Raw genomic sequence first — 23,056 nt, 5'->3', positions numbered from 1 at the left:
GCTTCGGGATAACGGAGTATTGAGAAATAGTTTAAGTTAAAATCCCTATTTTTAATGATGTTGGTCTTCGTCTCTTTACGGGACGAAGACACAGCATTATCCAAATCCGACCATTTATCAGAAAATCCTGTTTCAACCCTTTTTTCATCATAACAAGACATCAAAAAATAAACAATATGCAAAAGTTCAAAATACTCAGTTTTTTTCTGGCATCCATACTCCTGATTTCTGCCTGCCAGACATCCACAAAAAACGATCAGCAGGAAGCCCCGGAATACACCAGCAACACTCCGATTCCAGAATGGAGCAAGGACGCTGTAATTTACGAGGTTAACGTTCGTCAATATACCGAAGAAGGCACTTTTAATGCCTTTGCGGAGCATTTGCCACGACTCAAAGAACTTGGCGTTGACATTCTTTGGTTGATGCCCGTTTATCCCATCGGCGAAAAGAACCGTAAAGGAACACTGGGTTCGTACTACTCCATCAAAGATTACAAATCTATTAATCCTGAATTTGGAACCATGGAAGACTTTAAATCCCTGGTGGAAAAGGCCCATGAAATGGATATGCACCTGATTCTTGACTGGGTTGCCAATCATACAGCATGGGATCATCCCTGGACACAGACCAATCCCGAATGGTATTTGCAGAATGAGGAAGGCGAAATAATTGCTCCCGTGGAAGACTGGACCGATGTTGCAGGACTGGACTACAGCAATGACGAAATGCGAAAAGCCATGACCGATGCACTCACTTTCTGGGTTAAAGAAGCCAATATTGATGGTTACCGATGTGACGTTGCAGGAATGGTTCCTGTGGATTTTTGGGAAAATGCACGAAACGCTATTGATTCCGTGAAGCCCGTTTGGATGCTGGCCGAAGATGAAGCAGAAATTGAATTGTTGGAAAATGCCTTTAATGCCAACTACGGCTGGTCTTTCCACCACATCATGAATAAGGTGTCACAACAGGAACAAAATGCCACCGATGTAGCCGAATATTTCCAAAAAACCGACACCCTGTATCCTTCAGGCACATGGCCTATGCAATTCACCACCAACCATGATGAAAACAGCTGGAACGGAACGGTTTATGAACGCATGGGCGAAGCCGTAAAAACCATGGCAGCACTAACCTTTACCGTTGAAGGAATGCCACTCATCTACTCGGGACAGGAAATTGGGCTCAACAAACGACTGGAATTTTTCGAGAAAGACCAGATTGACTGGACCGGCGGAGAAGATATGACTGAATTCTATCAATCACTGATCCAACTTAAAACCAACAACCCTGCACTTTGGAACGGCAATTTTGGCGGCGACCTGAAAATCCTCAAAACCAATAACAAGGAATCCCTTTTCAGTTTTTCCAGACAAAAAGGCGAAAACACTGTCATCGCCCTATTTAATTTATCTGATGAGTCGGTTTCTGCTTTCGTAGAAAATGGTCCTGAAGGGAATTTTACCGAATATATGACCGGAGACGCAACCACTATGCCAATCAGCGGATTGTTGCTTCAACCCTGGGACTATAAAATATTTGTGAAGTAATACAACACCTAAATTTTTGTAAAGTAGATTGATTAAGGAATTGTGCCGAAAAAACTTGTCGTATTAAACTTTTTTCTTTACAGTTCTTAATATTGAAAACGGGCGCGGGATAATTCCTCAACGCCCGTTTGCTATTTGCAGCTCAAATTGTTCCAGCTCAGAATACACCGGGCCATCTGAGGTTAATTGACTTTCATAAAGGGTAACTTTTCTAACCTCAGTTTCATGCCAGAGGGTCTCTTTTTTTTCCTGAATTTCCTCCAATAACAGGGTGGGGTGTTTCAGCCCTTTCATCCGGGCAAGCGTAAGATGTGGCGCAAAAGGATGGGGGCTTTCAGGAATCCCGAGGGTGCTGCAAACTTCTTCCGAAATCTGATTCAGTTTTTTTAACCACTCATCATTTTCAATACCTGCCCATATTACTTTGGGAGCACGCGATGGGCCGAAAAATCCGGCCCCTTTAATCAGCAACTTTCCTCCTTCCGCTTTTTTAAAAGCATCAAACAACCGTTCTGCCAATATTTTAACTTCCGGTTTTGTAATCTCTCCAATAAACTTTAAGGTCAAATGCCATTGTTTTTTATTGGTCCAATTTAAACGTTCATCATCCTGTAGCTTTTTTAATGTCTTTACCCATTGAGTCAATGAAGGACCTACATGGAGACCAATGGCTATAAAAACTCTTTTTTTATCCATGAAAATTGATTTTGCACAAAGAATTTAGAATTTATAAATTACAACTGTTTTATTTCATTCATGATGTTAACCAAAATAGAGAAAAATATGACAGAAAAGAAAAAAATAGCTGTAGTATTATCCGGTTGTGGGGTTTTTGATGGCTCTGAAATTCACGAAACTGTGTTTACCCTTTGGGCCATCGAGAAAGCCGGCGCTGAGTACAAAATATTCGCCCCCGATATAGAACAACATCATGTGATTAACCACCTTTCGGGCAATGAAATGGACGAAAAACGCAATGTATTAATAGAATCTGCACGTATTGCCCGTGGCGAAATAACCCCACTGAGCGATTACAATGCTGAAAATTTTGAAGCTTTGATGTTCCCAGGTGGTTTTGGAGCTGCCAAGAACCTGAGTTCTTTTGCTTTCGACGGACCGGATTGCACCGTAAACAAGGAAATTGAGAAAGCAATTCTAGATACAAACAAAGCCGAAAAACCCATCGGTGCGTTATGTATTTCACCAGTCATTCTGGCAAAAGTCTTCGGTAATGCCAAAATGACCATTGGTTCCGATCAATCAACTTCCGAAGCAATACAATCCATGGGAGCAACACATGTGAACACAACACATGGCGAGGTAGTCATTGATGAAAAATTAAAAATTGCGACAACCCCTTGCTATATGCTGGATGCCAAAATCACCCAAATTGCTGAAGGGGCTGAAAATGTAGTTGCTGCAGTATTAGAAATGACAAAATAAATTGGTAAAACTCCCGAAGATCAATTTCTCAGACTATTCTTCGGAACATTACAACATACCGTTATCTATCAGGATAATAATATGTTCAATCATTTTGTCCTCTCTTTCACCATCGTATTCATCTTTCAAATTGGATCCAAACATACGCGCCACCGACTGCCAAAAAAATGCAGAGAAGCCACCTTTATACGTTTTTATCAGGTCGTAGCTGGTGTCACCCGTTTCCCGGTCAATTAGTTTTATCAGCATGCGCCCCTGCGAAAAAGTAAGTTTTCTCAAAGGCTTTTCAAATTGGTTAAACAATTCTTTTTCAGCTTCTTTCAGGAATTCCTTTCGCTCTTTTTCACCTTCAATCCCGGCCAGTTCTGCATTTATCGAGTTCAGTTGGTTTGCGGCCACCCGGGCATAAGGCAAAGCGATTTTTATGTTTCGAACAAAACGATTATAGGTCTTCCGCTCCCGCTTGCTCCTAAACTTCCAGTCAGGCACTACTTTCACCTCACGCAGAAGAATATGCGGAATGGTATCACCATTCAGGACTTTTGATTCAAGAAGAAATACCTCCTCACCAGCCATCTCTTCTGTTCGAACATTCTGCCCGGACAAAGATAAGAAGGCCAACAGGAAAAAGCCTGTCATGAAAATATATCTTCTTATTACAATCATTGTTCAGATTTCATTGTTTTCGAAAACAAACGCAAAACACTGCGCAACTTTCGTTTCATAAACAGTTATTTACGAGAATCCGGACTCCTTAGTTTCAACCCCGAAACATCACAACGAAAGCCCTGAATTTGCCGCCTTACATATCAAAGACTGAAAATACAGCAGTTTTCCTGCTGCCGCTATGAAAAGAATATCTAAACTCAATGTGCAAAAAGCTTACCTAACCAGCATTATTCAAAAAAAATCTATTCATTAATAATGAAGGCTAAAACGTCACTGCCCGGCTTCCTGTTTCAGCCATTTAATCTCTTCGGGCCACAGTTCAGGGTTTGGCGTCTCCAGAATTATAGGAATATCATTAAACCGATCGTCTTTCATCATTCGCTCAAAAGTTCTTTTTGTCATAAACCCTTCGCCCAGACTTGCATGCCTGTCCACTTTACTTCCCACATCCTTTTTAGCGTCGTTCAGGTGCAGACCTTTCAAATATTTAAGTCCAACAAGCCTTTCAAAATCGGTCCAGTTCTTTTCATACTCCTCCTCCGACAAAAAATCATATCCGCCTGCCCAGCCGTGACAGGTATCAATACATACCCCCACGCGCGACTTGTCCTCCACCAGTTCAATAATCCGGGCCAGATGCTCAAACCGATAGCCCACATTAGAGCCTTGTCCGGCTGTGTTTTCTATCACAGCAATAACACCCTTGCTTTTATCCAGCGTGAGGTTCACCGATTCTGCCACCCGCTGAAGACATTCATCTTCCGTAATTTTATTCAGATGACTTCCCGGATGGAAGTTCAATAACTCAAGGCCAAGCTGTTCACAACGCTGCACTTCATCCAGAAAAGCCTCTCTTGACTTTTCAATCCCCTCTCTTTCCGGATGCCCCAGATTTATCAGGTAACTATCATGCGGCAAAATATGCCGAGCCGAGAATCCCAGTTGCTTACAGTTCTGTTTAAACTTACTGATATTCTCTTCGGTAAGTGGTTTCGCTTTCCACTGACGCTGATTTTTGGTAAACAAGGCAAAAGCTGTTGCTCCAATTTCTGAAGCATTTACCGGTGCATTCTCAACACCTCCTGCGGAACTAACATGTGCTCCTAAAAATTTTTTTGTCATTTAAAATCAATTTGAAAGTTAAACCATTTTCGTTTCCATCCGCAATAGAATCGTCCATTTACAAAATAACACAAAATCCCCAAATACCGAAACTGCTAATACGGAATTGAATTTCGAAGATGAAGCCCATTTACGTATCCATTCAGGTCTGGGGAAAAATCAGATTTTTTTCCCAAAACATTCATTAAATTGCATTCGAATGAACACCAAACTAAAATAGTTCATTTAGTTTTGCCGTAGTAAATGAAACCCACAAAAAAGAAAAAAGTTGAACCATATAAGGCTTTCAGCGTTTTTCCTGCGAAAATATGATATTGCCAAACTTCTAAAAAACAATTCTTGTATGAGCACCCCGATAGTACCCCATGTAACCTCCGAAATTGGAAATCTGGAAGCCGTTATCCTTCATACCCCCGGCCCGGAAGTGGAAAATATGACACCCGGAAATGCCGAAAGGGCTCTTTACAGCGACATATTAAATCTGCCGGTAGCCATTGAGGAATACCAACAACTCAGCGGCGTTCTGAATATGATTTCTCAAACTTTCCAGGTCAAGGATCTGTTAACGGAAATCCTCCTGGATCCGGAAATAAAGGTTTCCCTGATTGAACGCATTTGCACGCACGAGAAGGTTCTCAACATCAAAGAAGACTTGTTGTCTTTGAACAACAAAGAACTGGCCACACAACTCATCGAAGGAGTTGCCATCAAGCGGGATTCTCTGACCACCTTTCTTTCAGACGAAAGATATGCCCTGCGACCGCTTCACAATTTCTTCTTTACCCGCGATGCCTCCGTAACGGTTTACAACCAGGTAATGATTTCTAAAATGGCCAACAAAGTCAGGGAACGGGAATCCATCATTATGGATGCTATTTTCAACTATTCTCCACATTTTAAAACTTCCACCATTAACCCAATGAATACCTGGCATGTGGGTACAGAAACCTTCATCGAAGGAGGCGATGTCCTCATTGCCAGAGACGACATTCTTATTTTGGGAAATGGCACCCGGACATCCACTCAGGGAATTGATTTTCTGGCCGAACAGCTAAAAACTCAAAAAGGGGAGAAACACATTGTAGTTCAGCAACTTCCGGAATCACCTGAATCGTTTATCCATCTGGACATGATTTTCACCTTACTTGACCGGGATACCTGCATGATATATGAACCGTTATTGCGGCACGAAAATTCCTATGCTACTATTTTGATGACATTTGAGAATGGAATAGTGAAAGAAATTTCCCGTCAATCCGGCCTGCTTCCGTGTCTGAAAAGTCTCGGGATGGACTTAAAACCGGTTCCGTGCGGCGGAACTGATTTGTGGCAACAGGAAAGAGAACAGTGGCACAGTGGTGCCAATTTCTTTGCCACCGGCCCGGGAAAACTCATCGGATATGCCAGAAACGTGCATACCCTTGAAGCCCTCAACAAAGTTGGCTTCTCCATTCTTAAAGCATCCGACGTAATTAATAATAAAACAAAACTCTCTGATTACGAAAAATATGTAGTTACTATTGAAGGATCAGAACTGCCACGAGGAGGCGGAGGGGCAAGATGCATGACCATGCCCATAAGACGTTCAACGGTGGCTTGGTAAAACAGCAAAAACCCCGTAAAATCATCTTAAAAGGTGTTTTTCGGGGTTCTTTTATTCCTAAACATTATTGGTCGGGAAAATTGGAAAGTAAAGATTTAGATTGCTTCACTGCTTTATCAATGAGGGAACATTCCGGACAAAGGGAAGCAATCTTTTTTAAGAAATAAGTTTCTCCGAACAATAGTAAATCAAAAACAATCATCAAACTTCATTCAAGACTCCGTTAAACCTCTACAATCAATTGACATTCAATCCATTCCGAAGTCAGGCGCCCAAGCCACAACTCACTCATACTAAAAAATTTGCGTCATTGCTTCTCTGCGTTGAAGCTTTTTTAACGGACTATTTGTGATTACAAGCCTTAAACAACTTCTTTTACAATATCAGCAGCCTCCTTTAAAGTAATAGCCGACCGTACTTTCAATCCAGAATTGTCAATAACTGCCTTCCCTTCTTCAGCATTTGTTCCCTGAAGCCTTACAATAACAGGAACCTGTATATCTCCCAGATTTTTGTACGCCTCTACAACACCGGAAGCCACTCTGTCGCAGCGCACAATACCTCCGAAAACATTTATCAATACAGCTTTTACGGCAGAATCGGAAAGGATAATTTTTAATCCCGCTTCAACTGTTTTGGCATTGGCACTCCCCCCCACATCAAGAAAGTTTGCTGGTTCTCCACCTGATAATTTAATAATATCCATGGTAGCCATTGCCAGTCCGGCACCATTGACCATACAACCCACATTTCCGTCAAGCTTAACAAAATTCAGGTTATTCTTTGCGGCTTCCGTTTCGGTGGCATCCTCCTCCTTCAAATCACGCATTTCAGCAAGATCCGGATGTCGGTACAGAGCATTGTCATCCAGATTTACTTTTGCATCTACAGCCAGAATCTTATCATCTGTGGTTTTAAGGACAGGATTAATCTCAAAAAGCGATGCATCTACCGATACATAAGCCCGGTATAGGGCAGCCACGAATTTTGTCATTTCTTTGAAAGCCTGACCTTCAAGCCCCAGATTAAAAGCAATCTTCCGCGCCTGAAATGGCAATACTCCTCCTCCGGGGTCAATCTCTTCTTTAAAAATCAACTCCGGAGTTTTATCGGCCACCTCTTCTATATCAACGCCTCCTTCGGCCGAGTACATGATGGTGTTTTTTCCGGTTTCCCGGTTGAGTAACACACTCATGTAATATTCTTTTCTTTCTGACGACCCGGGATAGTATACGTCCTGAGCAACCAAAATTTTTCTTACTGTTTTTCCCTCGGATCCGGTTTGATGGGTCACCAGTTGCATCCCCAACATTTCTCCTGCAAGAGTGCGGACTTCATCCAGACTCTTTGCAAGCTTCACGCCACCCCCTTTACCTCTTCCTCCGGCATGTATCTGAGCTTTCAACACCCACCAACTGGTTTCGGTTTGTTTTTGTAATTGTTTTGCAGCCTCAACAGCTTCATCAGCTGAATCAGCAGTAATTCCCTCCTGAATGGTAACCCCATTTTGTTTCAATATAGCCTTGGCCTGATACTCATGAATATTCATAAAGTAGATTTTTTGTAAAAAAAATATGATTAACTGCTAATTTCTTGGTCTGACTAAAAGAGTTTATCTAATTTTGTTTCTTAAAAAAATGCGAAAACTTAAACTCAATGAACTGGGCAGAATTTCTGTGAACCAATTCAAAGAATCTACCAAAACACCCATTATTGTCGTTCTGGACAACATAAGAAGTCTTCATAATGTAGGAAGTATATTTCGCACTTCAGATGCCTTTCGCCTGGAGGCCGTTTACCTCTGTGGCATCACCTCAACACCACCTCATAAAGAGATTCACAAAACAGCTCTTGGAGCTGAAGATTCGGTGAAATGGCAATACTTTAATGAAACAACAGAGGCCATAGAAAAGTTGAAACAGGAGGAGTATTTACTTATAGGAATTGAACAGGTCGAAGGAAGTATTTCGTTGAAACAATTTGAACCGGAGACAAAATCAAAATATGCTGTCATTCTGGGAAATGAAGTAAAAGGAGTAGCGCAGGAGGTAATTGACCAATGTGACCTGTGTCTGGAAATCCCACAATTTGGAACCAAACACTCTTTCAATGTTTCAGTAACTGCAGGAATTGTTCTTTGGGAATTGGCCGGCAAATGGTTAAGTGATAAGGATTGAATCCGGGAACAGCCACAAGATTGAATGGATCACACTCCACAAACCAAGAAACTTACACTTTAAATTTCTGGACAAGTATTGCGGGGCTAAAGAAATTACAACGTCATACTCCTTTCCTTACTTAACAATTATTATTCTATAGTTACGTAAATCGCAAAAAAAAGGCTGCCAAACGGCAGCCTTTTTAATATCGTAAAGGATTTACAACCTTATAATTTATTGAACGATTTCTTTGAAAGAAGCATCTTCAAAGTAGCGTGCAAATTCCATATCAGTTGCAGCAACTTCTTTCAGGGAACCATCAAGCTCAACAGCTTTACCAAGGTTTTCGAACAACATATCAGTATCATTCTGACGTGCACCAATAATTGCTTTCAGGTAGTACTTAATACCAACCTCTGCTTTATTGGCATTCAAGGTAGCCAAAGCAGCGTCATAGTTTCCGTTCAAAATCTTAGCCAAAGCAGCGTTACAGTTGTTGCTGTTTGCAAAATAACGAGTAGCCTCGTCGTAGTTGCCATTGTAAATGGCCAATACACCAAGGTTGTTATCTAAAGCAGCACCGGCACCGGCAGCTGAGTCAAAGTATTCTTTGGCGGCTTCAACATCATCTTCATAAAGAGCTACTACACCAAGGTTATTTACAACCACAGGCTCGTTGGCTTTCATCTCATTGGCTTTTTCAAAGGCAACTTTAGCACCGTCAACATCACCTTGTTTGAAGAGAACCACACCAATATTGTTCTGAGCTCTCCAGCAGTCTGAATGCTGATCCAGGGTAGACTTGTAAATAGCAAGTTGCTCGTCAAGGTCTTCAGTCAGAGTAGCTGCATAAAGAAGTTCTTCAAGTTTCAACTCTTCAGGAGAAGAAGAAGCCAATTCAGAAATTTCATCATCAGACTTACCAATAACTTCTACATTAACATTTAGTTTTGAACGACGCAATTCAGGAAGAATATCATCAGCAAGTACCTTGTAAGTAGCAGCCATATTCTTTATTTCTGTTTCGCGAACTTCAGGGTCGTTGTATGTTGAAAGAACACGCAGAATTACTTCTTTGTCCTCGATGTCGCTCTTCTCAACAAGTGCCTTAAAGCCTTCCCAGTCTTCGGGAGTATTACGCAATTCGAAGAAATCTTCAGCCGTAACATCTTCGACACCGGCTTTTTTCAAAGCACCCTCAAGATATTTCTTGGCAGAAGCTTCACGCTCACCGGCCAAACGAGTGTTCAAATCAATAGGGCCGTCGGGAGAAGCATAAGCTGAAATATTAACACCTTTGAATTCCTTGTTTTCAGCTTCTTTGGCTGCTTTCACGAATTCAGAAAGAGTTTTGATATCATCCTTTCTCAACTCAGCATTGCGAACATTTGAACGCTGAATCAGGTAATGAATATCAGCTTCACCTACCTCAGGAGTGACTCTCTGGAAATTGTCCTCACCAAGAGCAGCGATAGCACCTTTTTTTCCGAGCAACTGAGAAGTTGAAATTACACCTTCAGCAATTTTCACCGGTTCAAAATCAAGAGTAGAACTACCACGAGTTGCAGTAATTCTCACTACCAGATCAGAAACTCTCATGTTTTCATTATAGTCCACAGTTCCTTCATAGGTAAACTGTCCACCATTAGCATAAGAAATAACTTTTGCATTCCCATCCACGCTTTCACCCTGCAATTGGTAGGGAGCATAAGCAGTTTCGCCTCCGTCATAAACCAGAACCGGAGTTGCAGTAATTTCAGTCTTCTTATCGAAGTAGCCACCCGGTACTTGTACCTTGATGGTTACAGGCACCTGACCACCATGTACTTCCAACACTTCAGGAGTCACAGTATAATTAATGTCTGGTGCGTTGTCTTTCATCTTATCCAGACCGGAACAGCTGGCCAGCAAAGCAGCAAGTGCAACAGTCGCAAAAAGATTGATTCTTGTTCTTTTCATAATGTTAACCGAATTATTTGTTCTTGAATAAATCCTATCTTCTATACAAATTTAGGAATGTTTTTAAAAAATGAAATACTTCAAACACGATTTAATACAAATATAGGCAATCGCTGAAGTTTTTCAACAAAAAAATAACATGTCACCGGAAGATTATTCACTTTAGATAAAATCTGAATATTGATTTGACCCGTAATAATCTAATATTTAAATTAATACTATCCAAAACCACTTCTGGCAGAAGGCAACTAAAACAGACTTTTACACCTTATCCTTCATTTTTAATTCTCCTTGCTGAGAGCCTTCTTTGTGAAAAATATTCTGTTATCAAACAATACAAATTTTCTTTTTCACACAGACTATTTACAATAATAAGTTTTTTAAATGACAAAATAAAGCTTTTGTCTGTTTTTTTTACGCCTTCAGGCTATTTATAAGGTGTCACACCCATATTGTAAAAAGTAAAGGCATACATATCTGCCACCTCCTCAATTTGTTTGGCAACAGGTTTGCCCGCTCCGTGTCCAGCTTTTGTCTCAATGCGAATAAGCATCGGGTTTTCGCCTTTATATTTCTCCTGAAGGGTGGCAATGTATTTAAAAGAGTGGGCCGGCACCACGCGATCGTCATGGTCAGCCGTGAATACGAGTGTTGCGGGATAATCAACACCAGTCTGTATATTGTGAACGGGGGAATAGTCATACAAGTAACGAAACATTTCCTCACTTTCATCGCTGCGTCCGTAGTCACCGGCCCATGCCCAGCCAATGGTAAACTTATGATAACGCAACATATCCATCACCCCAACTGCGGGGAGAGATACCTGAAACAGTTCTGGCCGCTGATTCACAACAGCGCCAAGCAACAACCCTCCGTTGGATCCACCCCGAATTGCTATTTTTTCAGAATTAGTATATCCCATTTCAATCAACTTCTCAGCAGAAAGAATAAAATCATCAAAAACCCGCTGTTTGTTGAGCTTTGTTCCTCCCTGATGCCAGTCTTCACCATATTCTCCTCCTCCACGGATGTGAGCATTCACATAAACACCTCCATTCTCAAGCCACGGAATCAACCTTACATCAAAACCGGGAGCATATACAACATTGAAACCGCCATATCCATACAGCATTAACGGATTATTGCCATCAAGCTCAATTCCCTTTTTATGTACAATATGCAACGGCACCTGAGCCCCGTCTTCCGCTTCAACAAATACCAGTTTGGTTTCATAATTATCCCCATCAAAGTCCACGGAAGGTTCAAAAACAACCGTGCTCTCATTTGTTTCAAGATCGTATTCAATTACCTGACTGGGAATACTATAAGAATCAAAAGAATAAAACAGTTGGTCGTTTTCGCGTATGCCCCGCAGGGCATCAACGGAACCTCTCCCCGGCAAAGCAATTTCGCTCAGCTGCTCTCCGGAGAAGTCAAAGATCACAAGTTTTGATTCGGCATCTACCATGTAGTGCCCAACAGCAAATGATTTGGAGAGTTCAACGGCTTCCAGAACATCTGCTTTTTCCGGAACCACTTCCACCCAGTTTTCTATGGCCGGGTTATCGGGATCAATGGCCATCACCCTGTAGCGGGGAGCCTCAAAATCAGTCAACACCCAATATTCTCCGTTCACAGTTCCCAGGTAGCTGGTATTATTTTCGAAGGTCGTATCAGCAATCATCCACTCCTGCTGGTTCCATCCTTTTATCAGAAAAGAGTTATTGCTGGTGGATTCACTTCCTGTAAGAATAATATTCTCCTTATCATCATCCACCACAGCAGTATAATTTCGTAAACCATCCACAGGGTCTTTAAAAATCAAACGGTCTACGGACTGATCATCTCCGACCTTGTGATAATATACCTGCTGAAATTCGTTCACATTGGTTAGCTCTTCTCCTTTGTCCGGAGCATCATAGCGACTGTAGACAAATCCCTCTTCACCAAACCATGAAATTTCAGAAAATTTCACCCACTCTAAATGGTCATCAAGATTCTCACCGGTTGCAACATCTTTCACGTAAACCTCGTTCCAATCAGAGCCTCCCCTGGAAATAGAATAGGCCATATAGTTTCCCTCTTCCGAAACAGCATAATCGGAGAGGGCAACAGTACCGTCTTCAGATAATTTATTGGGGTCAAGCAATACACGCTCTTCACCATCACGGCCTTCTTTCACATACATGACATATTGATTCTGAAGTCCATTGTTTCGCATAAAAAACCAATAATTCCCTTTGCGAACAGGTGTCCCTTCTTTTTGGTAATTCCACACCTCGGTAAGCCGGGTTTTGATTTTGTCCCGAAACGGAATTTCACCCAGATACTGATTGGTGACTTTTACCTGACGCTGTACCCAATCCTCAGTTTCTTCCGACTGGTCGTCTTCAAGCCAACGGTAAGGGTCAGGCACTTCTGTGCCATAATAAACATCCACAGTATCGACTTTTTTAGTTTCGGGATAATCAGGTGTATCCGGACCTTTATCCTTACAGGAAGAAAATGTTGCCATAGCAAGCACCGGGAAAATTAAATTACGATAGTTCATTTTTTATACTTTTGATTCTAAAACTCTACGAGTCGCTCTTAACGAGCTGATATCGAGTCAATTGATGACCGGAGTCATTAATTCCATCTATTTGATAATAAAGCTTTTGCGTCTTTCATAATCCACAGTTCTAACGTAGGGTTACATTGCGTTTGGATTATTCTCAAGGGATATTGGATTTTGATATAAGAGCCCGGTCTAAAAAGCATCTTTTCAAACCACACTCATATAATTAATAAAGCCGGTTTTGTTTTCTAATTTTTCGTTCCTTATTTTTTCCGGCCAACCAACCCACCAGCATTCCAATAAAGGCTCCGGTGAGCAAAACCCCTCCTATAACCACACCTGCCACCACCACAATGGTAAGCAGTGCTCCGAGCACACCAACAAGAATTCCCATCAACACAAAACGCGACAACCACAGGCCCTTAGGAAACACTTTATGCTCTGTGCGCAAATGGCGGACACTGTCTTCAAGTTCGGCCTGAAAATTCACCATTTCAGGGGCATCTGTTTTCATCCACCGACCCAATTCGAAACTCATTTCATCAAGCAAATCAAAGTGCTCACGGCAAACCTCGCAATCAGCTTTATGCGTTTCCAGGTGGTGCATCAGACGGGGAAAGGCTTCGAGGCTGTAAAATCTGATGCTTTCCCGTGGAGCACCTTTTAGGCGGTTACTCAAAATTTCGTACCACTGTTGGATTGTTCTGTAGCGGCTCATAATAATGTTGTTTTTTCAACCAAATAGTCTGGAATGATTCAGAGAGTTAAAGTAAGGAAAACAGGTATAAAAACAAAATCCCCGATGGAATAACGAATACCACCGGGGATTTGTTGATATTTTGAGAAATCAAAACTTTAAAATCTCAAATAATAGTTTAATTACGCTCCGGACGAGGCAGTAAAACTTTGCGTGACAACTTCAGTTTTCCTGAACGTTGGTCCACTTCAATCAGTTTCACTTCAACCATATCACCTTCTTTAAGTACGTCCTCCACTTTTTCCAGACGACGCCACTCAATTTCAGAAATATGCAGCAAACCATCTTTGCCTGGCAAAATTTCAATAAAAGCACCAAAGGGCACAATTGATTTCACCTTGCCAGTATAGACAGTACCTACTTCAGGCACAGCAACAATCCCTTTGATACGATTCAATGCCTTATCAATTGCAGCTTTATCACTAGCAGAAATTCCTACGATACCATTCTTTTCATCTTCATCGATAGAAATACTGGTATTGGTTTCAGCCTGGATTTCCTGAATAATCTTTCCTCCTGGTCCGATTACAGCACCAATCATATCTTTAGGAATACGAAAAGTTACAATTCGTGGTGCATGAGGCTTATAATCCTCACGCGGTTCACTGATGGTTTCAGTAATTTTACCAAGGATATGAAGACGTCCGCGACGCGCCTGTTCCAGCGCTTTTTCCAACACCTCATAAGAGAGTCCGTCCACTTTAATGTCCATCTGGGTAGCGGTAATACCATCAGCAGTACCGGTTACTTTAAAGTCCATATCTCCAAGGTGGTCCTCGTCTCCAAGAATATCTGAAAGCACAACATACTTGTCGCTGTCTTTATCGGTAATGAGTCCCATGGCAATACCCGAAACCGGCTTCTTAAACGGAATACCTGCATCCATCAATGCCATTGTACCGGCACAGACGGTGGCCATAGATGAAGAGCCATTTGATTCCAGAATATCAGAGACAACCCTAATTACATAAGGAGTTTCATCGGGCAACATACCCTTAAGGGCTCTGTGAGCCAGATTTCCATGACCAATTTCACGACGGCCTACACCTCTGTAAGCTTTGGCGTCACCGGTAGAAAAAGGAGGAAAGTTATAATGTAATAAAAACCGATCATACCCTTTAAACAGCACATCATCCACCAACTTTTCATCTAGTTTGGAACCAAGGGTAACAGTAGTCAAAGACTGTGTTTCTCCACGAGTAAAAATGGCAGAACCATGAGGTCCGGGAATGCAATCCACTTCGCACCAGATGGGACGAATTTCATCCATTGCCCGTCCATCCAGACGAACATTCTCGTCAAGCATTACCCTGCGAACTGCATCTTTTTGAACATCGTGGAAGTATTTCTTTATCAGAACAGTAGGAACTTCATCCTCTTCGGCATTGTAATTATTCTCAATAAACTCATCAACGATGGAAGAAAATCCGTCCATGCGCTCATGCTTATTTGGATTAGCGGAACGAGCCACTTCACGGGCCTTTTCATAAGTAGCATCCCAAACTTTTTTACGCAGATCCTCGTCATTGTTTTCGTGCGAATATTCACGTTTAGTGACGTTAACCATTTCGGCAAGTTCGATCTGAGCAGCACATTGTACTTTAATGGCTTCGTGGGCAAATTTCATGGCTTCCAGAAGTTCGGCTTCAGAAGCCTCAGCCATTTCACCTTCCACCATCATTATATTATCCATTGAAGCGGCCACAATAATTTCAAGGTCAGCTTCCTTAAGCTCAGTGGCAGCAGGATTCACTTTTAATTCGCCATTGATACGTGCTACTCTTACTTCGGAAATTGGTCCTGCGAAAGGAATATCAGAAACGGACAAAGCCGCAGAAGCAGCCAGTCCGGCAAGGCAATCAGGAACACTTTCACTGTCAGCTGAAATAAGACTAACATTTACAAAAGTATCAGCATGATAATCTTCGGGAAACAATGGTCTCAAAGCCCTGTCAACCAGTCGCGATACAAGTATTTCAAAATCAGACGGACGACCTTCTCTCTTAAGAAATCCTCCGGGAAAACGCCCAATCGCAGAATACTTTTCTTTGTAATCCACGGAGAGTGGCATAAAATCGACGTCAGGTTTCGCATCTTTTGCAGAAACCACTGTTGCGAGCAAATACGTATTGCCCATTCTAACAACTACCGATCCGTCGGCCTGTTTGGCCAACTTTCCAGTTTCAATTACGATTGACCTTCCATCACCGAGGTCAATACTTTTTTCAATCGGCTTAATCATAAATAAATTTCTATTTTTTTCTTACAATCTCTAAATCAATCCCAAAGATAGATAATATCTACCACCCAACGCCCACAAAGGTCACCTTTTTTTCAAAAAGTCGCAAAAAACGGGCAGAAGCGAAAAACAAAAAGGCAATTCCCGGAAGAGAACTGCCTTTTTAATACTATTCTTCATTGACCTATCTACGAAGCCCAAGATCCTTAATCAGCTCACGATATTTTTCAATATCTTTTGCTTTCAGATAATCAAGTAAGTTACGACGTTTACCAATCATCTTCTTCAGAGAATACTGGGTACTGAAGTCTTTCTTATTAGCCTTCAGGTGTTCGGTCAAATGTGCGATACGGGTGGTAAATAATGCTATCTGGCTTTCAGGTGAACCAGTGTCAGTATTCGACTTTCCGTACTTCGCAAAGATCTCTTGTCTTCCTTCTTTTGTGAGATGCATACGATCTAATTAAATATATGGTTTACAAATAGGCCGCAAAGATATGGAATAATTTAAAAACCTGCAAACGGTTCGTTTATAGTTTTTAAAGACTTAAAAGGTTGAGGCTGAGAATAAGAAATACCACACTTATTGCGTATTCATTCCTCAAGACAACAAGTACATGTCTGTTAACAAATAAGTTACCAACCCGCATTGTTTTCTCTCAACCTTAACCTAAATCCCTAGTACCCTCGCTCTTTCGCCATCTGCTCCATCTCATCCTCAAAGATCTCCTGAAACTTTTGCTTGTCGTAATCAAGCTGCAATTTATCGTCATTGGAGATCCTCTTATCAATTCCTTTCAGAACATCATCACGATGCACCTCGATAGACACAAACCCATGATATTTACCTTCCTCAGTAACGCTGGCTTTTTCGCAGGTAACCACAATATTGTTAATGGTCTCATCAGCGACTTCACGGGTCATATTTTCAAATTTCTGTTCAAATTCGGCAGCATCACCGATTTCCCGCTCATTCACATACCTGTCTGTCACCGACTTGGTATTGGAATTAATTAACGTTACCAGACGCTGCTTGGCTAGCAACAAGGCCTTTTCTTTAGCCAGACTCAAGTCAGAACTTGTAGACATGGCACTAGCCCGAAAATAATTTTTATCAGACTTTCCTTTATCTTCACAGGGTAATTCTTCGATAACATCTCCTATCTCACTTTTAGCAGTTACTTTTTTCTTGGATTTACAGGAAGAAATACTCCCCATCAGGATAAGAGAAAATGCGGCAACAATTAGAATTCGAGATTTCATAACAAAATGTTTTGAGTTTAACGCTACAAAATAAATATTTTTTAACAATTAAAGCATTAACAAAAAGTGAACCATTTTTTATTTCTACTAAAAACTTGACGATAATGCTTTATGTCCCACACGGCAGAACAGACATTTACGATAATTACAATAATTCCGTTTCAAATAAACCAACCCCTGACTTTGAGCAGACGATTGTGCTTTGATCCCGATAGAAGGTCTTTCCCATCCGCTAACAATGTTGTTTTTTTCGGGAGGTAACTCAGATAGCCAGTCAAGAGCCCTCTGTTGTAATAAAGAATTACTTCTCAATTTACCGTAGGCAAAGAACAATGGAATGACGGTATTAATTATAATCAAATCAATGGTCTGCGCACCAATCTTCTTTGATTTTGGCGGGCCTTCAACCCCCGGCCGGTAATGATTATGCCAATACTCCGATGGTTTAACACTCAAAAAACTTCGGGCATCAGCCAGGTTTTCACAGGCCAGCAATTTGTCAAACAAAAACGGATTTCCTGAGATTAGTGCGGCCAACTGAACCAGACGGACAGTAGGGAAATTGCCCGGACGCATCCGCAAAAACTTCCATAAATGAGCCGACATGGGGGCAAGCCCGTATTTGTGTTTCAACAATCGGTATTCCCTCAACAGCATCTGAACATATTTATCTTCATGGAGAAGCACCTCCAGAAACCCGGCTTGTCCCAAAAATAAAGCTTCAAGCTTAATGGAGGAATCAGCGTTTTTCAGAATGTATTGCCAGGGAATATGTCTGGCCAGTTGCTCAAAAGGATCTCCATTGAGGCCAAACCCAAAATTCCGGGAAAGCACCACAAAGAAAACCTGCTGCCAATCGTTTCGAAAAGTCGTTAACAACTCACTAATTCCTGACACTTTCATTTCCAGTTTCTCAATCAACATCCGCTCTATCCAGGCTTCCGTTTCGAAACCGGGAACATCCCTGATGTAATTCTCACATGCCACCCAGCCTTGATGGGATTTCAGCGATTGATAATGCTTCAGAATATTTTCGGGAACTTCCATTTCCCAACAGGGAACCAGACGTCCTGAACTGTTTACAATTTCCCCGTCATCATGCAGCACCACATGCAAAACAACATTATCATAAAGAGGATCCTGATGATGGGAATGTTTGTACCAGTCTGATGCGTTGATGTGGATCTCAACATTGCCGGCCCATATCACATCATCAAGTTTGATTTTGGCATTAAAAAAATCGGGCCCTGCATTGGAATTGGGCAATCCGGGATGAATTACCTCCATTTGATGATCCTGGTCCGTAAAAAAGAGCCCCGGCTTGTAATACTTGTATTGCCAGAGAAAATGCAGAAAATCTTCATTCATAAGTCAGGCTTTAAAGATTATTGGTCAACCTTCAGTTATGGTCATACAATAACCCGGTCATCAATAGTTTGATGCACCCAGCCTGATTTGCAAGCTACAAATAAAACAGAAATATTACAATTACCTTATTTTATATAAGAGACGCTTCCCGAAGCAAAGAAGCCATTTCCTGCTGAACTTCCGAAGCAGCAGCCCGTGCTTTTTGGGCAAAGTCCTCTCCATTGCCGGCAAAAATGATGCCTCTGGATGAATTCACCAGCAGGCCGCATTGCTCATTCATGCCATTGCGAGCCACCTCAGCAAGACTTCCGCCCTGAGCCCCGACACCGGGAACAAGCAGAAAGTGTTTAGGAGCCGATTTTCGGATATCCTGAAGCATTTCGGCTCGGGTAGCCCCTACCACATACATCATATTCTCCTCATCGCCCCATTGTTTTGAAGTATTTATCACTTTTTCGAAAAGACGCTCATCATTTTCTTTCATATACTGAAAATCAGATGCTCCTTTATTGGATGTGAGAGCCAGAAGAATTACATATTTTCCCACATAAGTAAGAAACGGCTTTACAGAGTCCTCGCCCATGTATGGCGCCACGGTAACTGCATCGAAGTCCATCGCATCGAAAAAGGCTTTAGCATAAAGACTTGAAGTATTACCAATATCTCCCCGCTTTGCATCAGCAATAATAAAGATATCAGGATAATTGTACCGAATATAATTGACGGTTTTTTCCAGTGTATTCCAACCGCTCACGCCCATACTTTCATAAAAAGCCAGATTGGGCTTGTAGGCAACCGTCAAATCATGAGTCGCATCAATAATTTCTTTATTGAAAGCAAAAACCGGATCGGTGGTATCGTAAAGAAAATGGGGAATTTTGTTGATATCACTATCAAGTCCCACGCAAAGGAAACTCTGCTTTTTCTTTATCTGTTCAAAAATTTCCTGACTGGTCATGGTATTTTATTTTTCTGGTTGCTGGTTAAAAATTACATTTCGCTGGCTTTAAGTCGCTCAGCATTCTCTTCAATCTGCAATTTATCAATAATTCCGCCAATATCGCCACCCATAACAGCCGGTAAATTATGAAGCGTAAAGGTAATACGGTGGTCTGTCACCCGGCCTTGCGGATAGTTGTAGGTTCTGATTTTAGCCGAACGGTCGCCGGTTGAAACCATTGTCTTCCGTTTAGATGAGATATCATCCAGATATTTTTGATATTCCAGATTGTATATACGCGTACGCAGCTCAGTCATTGCCTTATCAAGGTTTTTGATCTGCGACTTCTGGTCCTGGCAGGTAACCACAATTCCGGTGGGAATATGCGTTAGCCGGATAGCAGAATAAGTCGTGTTAACTGACTGACCTCCGGGGCCTGATGAGCAGTAAGTATCCTTTCGGATATCCTCCTGCTTCAGATCAATGTCAAACTCTTCGGCTTCGGGAAGAACAGCTACCGATGCCGCTGAAGTATGAACCCTTCCCTGTGTTTCGGTTTGCGGAACCCGCTGAACACGGTGAACCCCAGACTCATATTTTAAGATTCCATAAACTCCATTACCAGAGACTTTCATCACCACTTCCTTGTATCCACCTGCTGTTCCTTCTGAAAAGTGTGTCACCTCGGTTTTCCAGCCCTTACTTTCACAAAATTTGGTGTACATCCGGAACAAATCCCCTGCAAAAATACTGGCTTCATCTCCACCGGCTCCGGCTCTGATTTCCATCACTGCATTTTTAGAATCTTCGGGATCGCCTGGCAAAAGCAACATCTTAATTTCTTCTTCCACTTTGGGACGTTCCACTTCTAATTCGTCCAGTTCTTCCCGGGCCATAGCACGCATCTCATCATCATTCTCTTTGAGCATTGCCCTAGCCGATTCAATGTTTTCCAGGAGATTTTTATAGGCTTTTCCAACAGTAACAAGGTCTTCGAGTTCGCGATACTCCTTATTCAACTTCACATATCTTTTCTGGTCGCCAATAACTTCAGGGTCGGTAATCATCTGCGCAACCTCTTCGAAGCGTAAGCGCAACGCCTCCATTTTTTCGAGTAACGAATTATCTTGTGCCATATTATTTCAATTTACCCAACAGAGCATTTTACTGTCAGGATGGTTATTTCTTAAAAAATAAGTGAGTCCCGTCTAAAAAGAATTTTTCCACCAAACTCATAAGTACATAAAAAAACCTGATTACAGAACGAGAGATACTCTATGCCTCCCGGGCCTCTGCAACAGGTTACAAATATCAAGCAAACCTAATAGTGATAAGTTCCCTTTTCTCCTTTAATGGTTAGTTTATTTCCTTCGGATGAAGCTTCACAGCGACCCACTATTTGGGCATCCACTCCATAAGAATTCGCAATATCAATTATGCTACCTGCGGCATCTTCCTTCACATAAAACTCAAAACGGTGCCCCATATTAAACACTTTATACATCTCCTGCCAGGGTGTTTGTGACGTTTCCTGAATAATGCGAAACAGTTCGGGAACCGGAAACAGATTATCTTTCACCACATGCATATTATCCACAAAATTCATCACCTTGGTTTGTGCACCACCCGAGCAATGCACCATTCCGTGAATCTGAGGACGGATATTCTCAAGCACTTTCTTTACAACGGGAGCGTAGGTACGGGTGGGGGACAGAACCATTTTCCCCGCATCGATGCCAAGTGCTTCTACTGCTTCAGTAAGCTCATATTTTCCCTGATAAATAAGGTCATCAGCAACTTCCGGATCAAAACTTTCGGGATATTTACCGGCCAGATAATGAGCAAATACATCATGCCGCGCCGAAGTAAGCCCATTGCTTCCCATCCCGGCATTGTAGAAATCTTCATATTTGGCCTGACCCGTTGAAGAAAGACCTACAATTACGTCACCGGGTTGAATCAGATGATTGGAAATCACATCACGCCTCTTCATCCGGGCAGTAACCGTAGAATCAACAATAATGGTGCGTACCAAGTCGCCCACATCAGCAGTTTCACCCCCGGTACTATAAACGGATATCCCTTGTTCTCTAAGGTTTTGCAACAGCTCTTCGGTGCCGTTGATTAAGGCAGCAATCACCTCGCCGGGAATTCTTTTTTTGTTGCGTCCAATGGTTGATGAAAGCAAAATATTGTCAGTCACCCCCACACAAAGCAAATCGTCAAGATTCATTATCAAAGCATCCTGGGCAATTCCTTTCCATACCGACAGATCGCCTGTTTCGCGCCAATATAGATAAGCCAACGATGATTTAGTTCCTGCTCCGTCGGCATGCATAATATTACACCACTGAGGATCGCCGCTCAGAAAATCGGGAACAATCTTACAGAACGCTTTGGGAAATATTCCCTTATCGACATTTTCAATGGCCTTATGCACATCTTCTTTTGAAGCAGAAACGCCTCGTTGGTTGTATCGTAAATCTTGCTGCACGAAGAGTTGTTTTTGGGTGTTTGTAAATTTCCTGCAAAAATACACAAACTTTTCGGGGTAGAAAAACAAGAGTTTTTACAATTCACTGGAATCCTTAATCGTGTAGAATATTATTCATTTCCGGAGCCCACTTCTTTAAGCGTAACCTGCTCGTCGAACTCATCACTTTGGTCCATTCCGAGGGTTGAAAAATCCATTTTTCCATTGTAGTACCCATCAGCACTAACCATCACAATATAAGAAGCTCCGGGCTCTAACACAAAAGTAAAGTCTCCTGACGATGAAGTGGATGCAGTGAGATTAATTCCATTGTTTCCCACCACCCGAACAGAAGCAGCTTCAATGGCATCTCCCGACTCATCGACAACCTTGCCCTGCAGAATTGCTTCAATTGCGGGGAGTTCAAAATCATAAATCTGCTCTACTCCACGGTAGCTGCCACGCGAAGATGAAAGCATTCCCATTTCTCTATTTCCACGGAATACAATTCCAAAATCATGTCCGGAAGAGTTGAGAGGCAGACCGGGATTTCGAATTGTCCAGTCATCGTTCTCCGAATCATATACAGCTTCAAAAATATCCAAGCCTCCATAACCAACCAAGCCGTCGGAAGAAAAATAAAGGCGACTATCGCTCCGAACCGTAGGAAACATCTCATCAGCAGGAGTATTTATTTTAACACCCAGGTTTTCAGGAATACCCCATTCGCTGCCCGAAGAGCGGGTAACTTTCCAAAGATCTTTTCCTCCGAAACCTCCCGGCATATCTGAAACAAAGTAAAGAGTATTTCCATCAGGGGATAATGCCGGATGAGCAAAAATCAGACTATCGGGGCCAAAAGTAAGTGCTTCAGGTTCCCCCCAACGTCCTCCGGCGCGCTTACGAACCATAATGGTTGCCCCTGCAGGTTCTTCTTCGGGATAAATACAA

The 23,056-nt window shown here is 42.0% G+C and carries 19 protein-coding genes; 4 read left to right on the top strand and 15 right to left on the bottom strand.

The annotated features are described in order from the left end of the window. The first annotated feature begins 176 nt into the window (after window positions 1–176). The gene (locus QZZ43_RS16225) at window positions 177–1,553 is read left to right on the top strand and encodes an alpha-amylase family glycosyl hydrolase (protein WP_291861558.1); all 1,377 of its coding nucleotides are present in this window, start codon (window positions 177–179) and stop codon (window positions 1,551–1,553) included. Between the two features lie 117 nt (window positions 1,554–1,670). Here QZZ43_RS16225 and thpR read toward each other — a convergent pair whose 3' ends face one another. After that, entirely contained in the window at window positions 1,671–2,249 is a 579-nt protein-coding gene (gene thpR, locus QZZ43_RS16220) for an RNA 2',3'-cyclic phosphodiesterase (RefSeq protein ID WP_291861556.1), read from the bottom strand. 87 nt (window positions 2,250–2,336) lie between these two features. Between thpR and elbB the strand changes: the two genes are divergently transcribed. Next, on the top strand, window positions 2,337–2,996 hold the full coding sequence (gene elbB / locus QZZ43_RS16215; protein WP_291861554.1) for an isoprenoid biosynthesis glyoxalase ElbB: 660 nt from the start codon (window positions 2,337–2,339) through the stop codon (window positions 2,994–2,996). 48 nt (window positions 2,997–3,044) lie between these two features. Here the strand turns inward: elbB and QZZ43_RS16210 are convergent, their stop codons facing one another. Then, on the bottom strand, window positions 3,045–3,662 hold the full coding sequence (locus tag QZZ43_RS16210; RefSeq protein WP_291861552.1) for a DUF4294 domain-containing protein: 618 nt from the start codon (window positions 3,660–3,662) through the stop codon (window positions 3,045–3,047). A gap of 273 nt (window positions 3,663–3,935) precedes the next feature. Beyond that, complete coding sequence (gene nfo / locus QZZ43_RS16205; protein ID WP_291861551.1) at window positions 3,936–4,787, bottom strand: deoxyribonuclease IV; 852 nt, start codon at window positions 4,785–4,787, stop codon at window positions 3,936–3,938. A gap of 343 nt (window positions 4,788–5,130) precedes the next feature. Between nfo and QZZ43_RS16200 the strand changes: the two genes are divergently transcribed. Next, window positions 5,131–6,390 carry an arginine deiminase family protein gene (locus tag QZZ43_RS16200; RefSeq protein WP_291861549.1) on the top strand — a complete coding sequence of 420 codons (1,260 nt, stop codon included), beginning with the start codon at window positions 5,131–5,133 and terminating at the stop codon, window positions 6,388–6,390. A gap of 361 nt (window positions 6,391–6,751) precedes the next feature. Here QZZ43_RS16200 and sucC read toward each other — a convergent pair whose 3' ends face one another. Continuing rightward, entirely contained in the window at window positions 6,752–7,939 is a 1,188-nt protein-coding gene (gene sucC / locus QZZ43_RS16195) for an ADP-forming succinate--CoA ligase subunit beta (protein WP_291861547.1), read from the bottom strand. An 88-nt stretch (window positions 7,940–8,027) separates the two neighbouring features. Between sucC and QZZ43_RS16190 the strand changes: the two genes are divergently transcribed. Beyond that, on the top strand, window positions 8,028–8,567 hold the full coding sequence (locus tag QZZ43_RS16190) for an RNA methyltransferase (RefSeq protein WP_291861545.1): 540 nt from the start codon (window positions 8,028–8,030) through the stop codon (window positions 8,565–8,567). Between the two features lie 216 nt (window positions 8,568–8,783). On the opposite strand, the gene QZZ43_RS16185 is transcribed toward QZZ43_RS16190, so the two are convergent. From QZZ43_RS16185 to QZZ43_RS16135, 11 genes are all read right to left on the bottom strand, one after another. Further along, entirely contained in the window at window positions 8,784–10,508 is a 1,725-nt protein-coding gene (locus QZZ43_RS16185) for a hypothetical protein (RefSeq protein ID WP_291861543.1), read from the bottom strand. 427 nt (window positions 10,509–10,935) lie between these two features. Next, on the bottom strand, window positions 10,936–13,059 hold the full coding sequence (locus QZZ43_RS16180) for a prolyl oligopeptidase family serine peptidase (RefSeq protein WP_291861541.1): 2,124 nt from the start codon (window positions 13,057–13,059) through the stop codon (window positions 10,936–10,938). 232 nt (window positions 13,060–13,291) lie between these two features. Beyond that, window positions 13,292–13,783, bottom strand: coding sequence for a hypothetical protein (locus tag QZZ43_RS16175; protein WP_291861539.1), 492 nt, complete (start codon window positions 13,781–13,783; stop codon window positions 13,292–13,294). 157 nt (window positions 13,784–13,940) lie between these two features. Then, window positions 13,941–16,064, bottom strand: coding sequence for a polyribonucleotide nucleotidyltransferase (locus QZZ43_RS16170; RefSeq protein WP_291861537.1), 2,124 nt, complete (start codon window positions 16,062–16,064; stop codon window positions 13,941–13,943). A 181-nt stretch (window positions 16,065–16,245) separates the two neighbouring features. Then, window positions 16,246–16,515 carry a 30S ribosomal protein S15 gene (gene rpsO / locus QZZ43_RS16165; RefSeq protein WP_291861535.1) on the bottom strand — a complete coding sequence of 90 codons (270 nt, stop codon included), beginning with the start codon at window positions 16,513–16,515 and terminating at the stop codon, window positions 16,246–16,248. Between the two features lie 224 nt (window positions 16,516–16,739). Next, window positions 16,740–17,324, bottom strand: a complete 585-nt coding sequence (locus tag QZZ43_RS16160; protein ID WP_291861533.1) for a hypothetical protein — start codon at window positions 17,322–17,324, stop codon at window positions 16,740–16,742. Between the two features lie 87 nt (window positions 17,325–17,411). After that, window positions 17,412–18,692, bottom strand: coding sequence for a DUF2851 family protein (locus QZZ43_RS16155; protein WP_291861531.1), 1,281 nt, complete (start codon window positions 18,690–18,692; stop codon window positions 17,412–17,414). A gap of 130 nt (window positions 18,693–18,822) precedes the next feature. Further along, window positions 18,823–19,650 (bottom strand): orotidine-5'-phosphate decarboxylase, encoded by an 828-nt coding sequence (gene pyrF, locus QZZ43_RS16150; protein ID WP_291861529.1) that lies wholly within the window; start codon window positions 19,648–19,650, stop codon window positions 18,823–18,825. Between the two features lie 32 nt (window positions 19,651–19,682). Further along, the gene (gene prfA / locus QZZ43_RS16145; protein ID WP_291861527.1) at window positions 19,683–20,768 is read right to left on the bottom strand and encodes a peptide chain release factor 1; all 1,086 of its coding nucleotides are present in this window, start codon (window positions 20,766–20,768) and stop codon (window positions 19,683–19,685) included. 185 nt (window positions 20,769–20,953) lie between these two features. Further along, on the bottom strand, window positions 20,954–22,126 hold the full coding sequence (locus QZZ43_RS16140) for an AIR synthase related protein (RefSeq protein WP_291861526.1): 1,173 nt from the start codon (window positions 22,124–22,126) through the stop codon (window positions 20,954–20,956). A 110-nt stretch (window positions 22,127–22,236) separates the two neighbouring features. Then, on the bottom strand, window positions 22,237–23,056 hold an 820-nt coding region (locus QZZ43_RS16135; protein WP_291861524.1), incomplete at its 5' end, for a carboxypeptidase regulatory-like domain-containing protein.

It is taken from the genome of Marinilabilia sp. (genome assembly GCF_016278715.1).
Lineage (GTDB): Bacteria > Bacteroidota > Bacteroidia > Bacteroidales > Marinilabiliaceae > Marinilabilia.
The sequence above is the reverse complement of the archived record's forward strand: the minus strand, read 5'-3'. Positions and strand labels throughout refer to the sequence as shown.